The following is a 5,381-nucleotide window of genomic DNA, read 5'->3' on the forward strand; positions in this document are numbered from 1 at the left end:
GAATTAAATCTAAAAGAATATATCGATTTAAGATTAAAAGAAATTAATAAAAATATAGATGAAATTTTTGAAAAAAGCGATATTTATATAGAAAATGTTTTTATAGAAGCGCTCAAATATCCGCTCGAGGCTGGAGGCAAAAGATTAAGACCTATTCTTACTTGTCTGGTTTGCGAATTATTTGAAGGAGATTACAAAAAGGCAATAATTCCCGCAATTTCTTTGGAATTAATTCATACTTATTCTTTGGTTCATGATGATTTGCCTTCAATGGATAACGATAATTTGAGAAGAGGAAAACCTACCGCTCATGTAAAATTTGGAGAGGCGAACGCGATACTTATTGGAGACGGACTCTTAACTCATGCATTTCAAATACTTTCAAAATCCGAAGTGTCGAACGAAACTTTAAGAAATCTGCTTTTTGAAATAAGCTACGCGGCGGGATATCAAGGAATGGTTATGGGGCAGTTTATAGATTTATATTACGAAGAAAAAAATATTGATTTTGAAACTCTTAAAATTCTTCATGCAAAAAAAACGGGCGCTATGATTAGAGGAGCGGCGAGAGTCGGAGCGTTATCATCCGAGAAAAAAAATATAGACATTGAAAATATAACCAAATACGGAGAAGCGATTGGGCTTGCTTTTCAAATATGGGACGATGTTTTGGATGTAATATCAGATAACGAAACATTGGGAAAAACCGTAGGAAAAGACGCCAAAGAAGGAAAATTAACTTATGTCAAACAATTTGGAATCGAAGGAGCTAAAGAAAAAGCTAAAGAAACTATTGATAAAGCGATAGATTATTTGAAAAATTATAAAGATAATCAAGCAAAATTATTATTAGTCGAACTTGCCAAATATATAATAGAGAGAAAATCGTGAATGATAACGAAATTAGGATAAAGAATTTAGAGGCGATAAAAAAAAATATAAAAGCTTATCCGATTGATTTTTTGAATTTATTAAAAGATAAAAACGATAATTTAGATATTTCGCTTGAAGTAATCGAAACGAAATCAAAAAAATATTCCGCTAAAGTTTTTAAAGACGGAAAATCAATTTTTCTTCACAGCGCTTATGAACCAGAAAAAGAAGCGAACGCATTAATAAAAGAAATTGAAAAAGATACAGATTTAATATTTATATTTGGAATCGGAGCGGGCTATTTGATTAACGCCGTGAAAAAATTAAATGTGAGCATGGCGATTATAGAGCCTTCGATAAAATTTTTTAATTTGCTTATAGATAATTTCAAATTGGATAAAATACTCGAAGACAATATAACATTTTTTATAGGCAAAGACGATATAGAAGATATAGAAAAATTCATTTCACTTACAAATACAAAAAAAGTAAAATTCTTGATAACTCGTTCTTACGCAAATTTATTTGGCGAAGAAGCTTTATTTTATCAATCAAAAGTTTTGTCAATAGTCGATAAAAAAATAATTAATATAAATACGATTTCAAGATTCGATAAATTATGGGCTTATAATATTGCGTCAAATGTCGCAAAAATTTCAACTCATTACGGAGTTAATAGATTTTTCGATAAATATAAAAATATTCCAGCGGTTATAGTTTCGGCGGGACCTTCTTTGGAAAAAAATATAAGAAAATTGAAAGAAATGAAAAATAAGGCTTTGATAATAGCCGTTGATACCGCGATGAAACCTTTATTTTCTCATAATATATCTCCGCATTTTGTCATAACGATTGACCCGCAAAAGAAAAATTCAAAATATTTTAGAAATGTTGATTTTAAAGACTCAGTTTTAATAGCCGAGTCTTCGGTAGATAAAGAGGCAATAGATTCTTTTAACGGAGCGATTTATTTTATAAGTTCAATATTCCCTTTGGCAAAATATTTTATGGAAGAATTGGGAAACAGAGGAGATATTACGACAGGCGGGAGCGTATCCACCGCCGCTTACGATTTCGCAATAAGAATTGGAGCAAATCCGATTATAATGGTTGGACTCGATTTGTCTTTTCCAAATTATCAAACTCACATAAAAGGAAGTTATCACGAAGAAAACTTTTTTACCGAAATATATAAACTCGATTCTTACGACAGCAGAATATACAAAGTTTTAATTGCGGGAAATTTGAGAGAAGAAAAAAATATTTATAATGAAAAAGTTTGGACAGATTCAAGATTCGATATGTATAAAAATTGGTATGAAGAACAATGCGAAAAAAATAATGAAATCAAATTCTATAACGCGACTGAAGGCGGAATAATAATAAACGGAATGGAAAATATAAAATTGGAAGAGCTTATTAAAAAATTTGACGATATTGAAATAAATATTGATAAAGACGACAGAAATATTGAAAGAAAAAATGAAATCCTAACTAATATAAAAAACGGTTTAATAAAAATAGAAAGCGAAATATCGAAAATAAAACCTTATGTTATAAACGCTTTAGGATTATGCGACAAAATAAACGAAGATTTGAAAAGACATAGAAAAGTCGATAAGCTTTTGGAAAATTTGAACGAATACGATATAAAAATTTTGAATATAAGCAAAGTTAATGAATTTTTGGGAATAACAATGCAAAAAACCATTAAAGCGATAACGGAAGGATTTATTTTTGAAGATGAAAAATATGATAAATCAATCGTTAATTCCTACAAACTTTACGAAGCTATGAAAGAAAGCGTTGATTTTAACCGTTATATAATAAAAAGAGCTTTGATAAAAATAGATAAAGAATTGAAATAATTTTATATTATATTATTTAGCCGTTTTTCCGATAAATTATTATAATAGTATTTTAAGGTAATGAGACATGAAATATATAATACTTTTTATATTGACTTTTTCGATTTTATTTGCGCAAGGAAATTTTCAGGATAATTTTGTGGATACGATTATGCTCGACCAAATAGAGAGAATATATCCAAACGATGATGTTGTTAATCCTTCGTCTTATGTTATAAGTATGCATTTTGATTTGAATAGATATAGATTAAACGAACCGATAACGATGGAGATAAAAATATACGCAAAAAAAGGCTCGGTAAGTTTTACAAATTCGATTAATCCTTTCAATAATTATAGATTTAAAGTTTACGATAATTATAATAACGAAGTGACATCCTCCGATAATTATACTCTTTGGAAATATAAAAACGAAAGAAATACCGAAAGCAATAATAGAATAATCTCTCTTGCGGAAGGCGAAAGCTATTCTTATTTTATAGATTTAAATAACTGGTTTCAATTCGATAAAACGGGAAGATATAGAATCGAAGGAAGTTTTAATCCGATGCCCGATATAAGCGGTAATTTTTCTATGGTTGCGGATACTTCATATTTTTTAGTAGATTCTCCAAGACAATATAACGAGCAAAATATCCGTTTGGTTAATAATTCCAATAATTTTAATACGAATAATAATAATTTGCCTTTTTATCATCCTTCGGAAGTCGTTTCAAATACTTTGATTTCAATGAAGAATAAAAGCTGGAGCAATTATTTTAATTATATGCATTTGCCTTCTATTATCAGCATTAGCCAAAGATACAGCGAGGCTTACAGAAATAATTTCAGCAATACTTATCTTGAAGATTTTACCGATTTTGGAGTGAGTCAAAAAGCGGGAAATTTAAGTTTTCAGGCTTTTTTAAGAAATCAATTTTCGGATAATGTGAGCGCCGAAATGATAAGAACGAATTTTGGAAATAACTTTTTAAATAATTTGGAAGACGCTTATAAATCGAGCAATATAAGAGAGCTTGCAATAAGATTCGATATTTTATATAGAACTTCTTTGCCAGAAGATAGAAAAGTTTTATTCGAAGAGTTTAAAAAATATATGGCTTCGGCATACGACAGACAGGTTAGAAATCAATTCATAGCGGAACTTCAAAGAGATATAGCGACTACGGAAGATGTTCAAAGAAGAAATCATTATAGAAATATTTTGGATATGATTCAGCAGGAATACGACCCCGCAACGGTATATACTTTACTTGATTATAAAATAGATAAAATTACGATAACGGAAGAATACGGTTTGCCGAGGGCGGAAGTTGAGACGAGATTATTCCATAGATTCTTTAATATGAATAACGGAAATATATACGACCCCGTTATAAAAAGAGTATTTATTTTAAGACAAATGGGACAATATTGGTATATCGTAAATTATTATGACAGTATCGCTAATTAATAAATAATAAAATAATTAAACCTATTTATCGTTATAGCCGTTTGGATGATTTTTATGCCAATTCCAAGCTGTTTCAATTATAGTTTCCAAAGAGTTTATTTTCGGAGTCCATCCTAACATCGTTTGGGCTAAAGTGCTGCTCGCTATAAGTTCCGAAGAATCTCCCGCTCTTCTTGGGCAAATTTCCACAGGTATAGGATGTCCCGTCACTTTTCTTGCCACTTCTATAACTTCTTTTACGCTGAATCCGTCTCCGTTTCCCAGATTAAAAGAATCGCTTTTTCCTCCGTTTTTAAGATAATTCATAGCGTCTACATGAGCTAAAGCCAAATCGCATACATGAATATAATCTCTCAAACAAGTTCCGTCTGGAGTGTTATAATCGTCCCCGAATACTTTTATATTTTCCCTTTTTCCCAAAGGCACTTGAAGTATAAGCGGTATTAAATGAGTTTCTGGATTATGGTCTTCTCCGATATGTCCGTCTGGATGAGCGCCAGATGCGTTAAAATATCTTAAAGCGACATAATTAAAATCATAAGCTTTCCGATACCAAGCTAGTATTTTTTCCAAAGCTAATTTGCTGTCTCCGTATGGATTTGTTGGCTCTTTTCTATATTCTTCTTTTAGCGGAATTTTTTCAGGCTCTCCGTAAACCGCCGCAGTAGAGGAGAAAATAAAATTTTTAATATTTGCCTTAATCATACAATTTAATAAAGTAATAGAATTGACAAGATTATTCGTATAATATTTAGCTGGATTAATAACACTCTCTCCAACCTCAATATACGCGCATAGATGCATAACGGAATCTATATCATGTTTTTTGAAAATACTCTGAAGTAAGTCCGCATCTCCAATGCTTCCCTGATAAAAATTCTTGCATTCTTTTATCGCTTCTTTATGTCCGCATTCGAGCGAATCTATAATAACCGTTTCTATATTTTGTTTTGAGAGTTCATTAAAAACATGCGAGCCTATATAACCCGCTCCTCCGCAAATTAAAACTGCCATGATTAATACTCCAAAATTAATAATATAAATTAAATTATAAATAAATTGTAAAAAATGTCAAAATGATTTTATATCGAAATTTTTTATAAGTCTTCTTAATTTTATTTGTTTATATTATATATTTTTAGTATATATTGAAAATAATAAAAAACAGCGTCCTCCGTTCGCAACAC

4 protein-coding genes are annotated in these 5,381 nt (G+C 30.3%); 3 read left to right on the top strand and 1 reads right to left on the bottom strand.

Annotation, left to right across the window (positions count from 1 at the left end; translation table 11 throughout):
• The 3 genes from ACR0QS_RS10590 to ACR0QS_RS10600 form a co-directional block, all read left to right on the top strand.
• Nucleotides 1–891: polyprenyl synthetase family protein (locus tag ACR0QS_RS10590; protein ID WP_432633415.1), on the top strand; the 891-nt coding region annotated here is incomplete at its 5' end.
• Complete coding sequence (locus tag ACR0QS_RS10595) at nucleotides 888–2,741, top strand: motility associated factor glycosyltransferase family protein (RefSeq protein ID WP_432633416.1); 1,854 nt, start codon at nucleotides 888–890, stop codon at nucleotides 2,739–2,741. The genes ACR0QS_RS10590 and ACR0QS_RS10595, both read left to right, overlap by 4 nt.
• Before the next feature lie 67 nt (nucleotides 2,742–2,808).
• Nucleotides 2,809–4,194 carry a hypothetical protein gene (locus ACR0QS_RS10600; RefSeq protein ID WP_432633417.1) on the top strand — a complete coding sequence of 462 codons (1,386 nt, stop codon included), beginning with the start codon at nucleotides 2,809–2,811 and terminating at the stop codon, nucleotides 4,192–4,194.
• A gap of 21 nt (nucleotides 4,195–4,215) precedes the next feature.
• Here the strand turns inward: ACR0QS_RS10600 and galE are convergent, their stop codons facing one another.
• A complete protein-coding gene (gene galE / locus ACR0QS_RS10605) occupies nucleotides 4,216–5,208 on the bottom strand; it encodes a UDP-glucose 4-epimerase GalE (RefSeq protein WP_432633418.1) in 993 nt (330 codons plus the stop codon).
• Between the last annotated feature and the right edge of the window lie 173 nt (nucleotides 5,209–5,381).

The sequence above is a fragment of the Brachyspira sp. genome (assembly GCF_050873525.1).
In the GTDB taxonomy this organism is placed as follows: Bacteria; Spirochaetota; Brachyspiria; order Brachyspirales; family Brachyspiraceae; genus Brachyspira.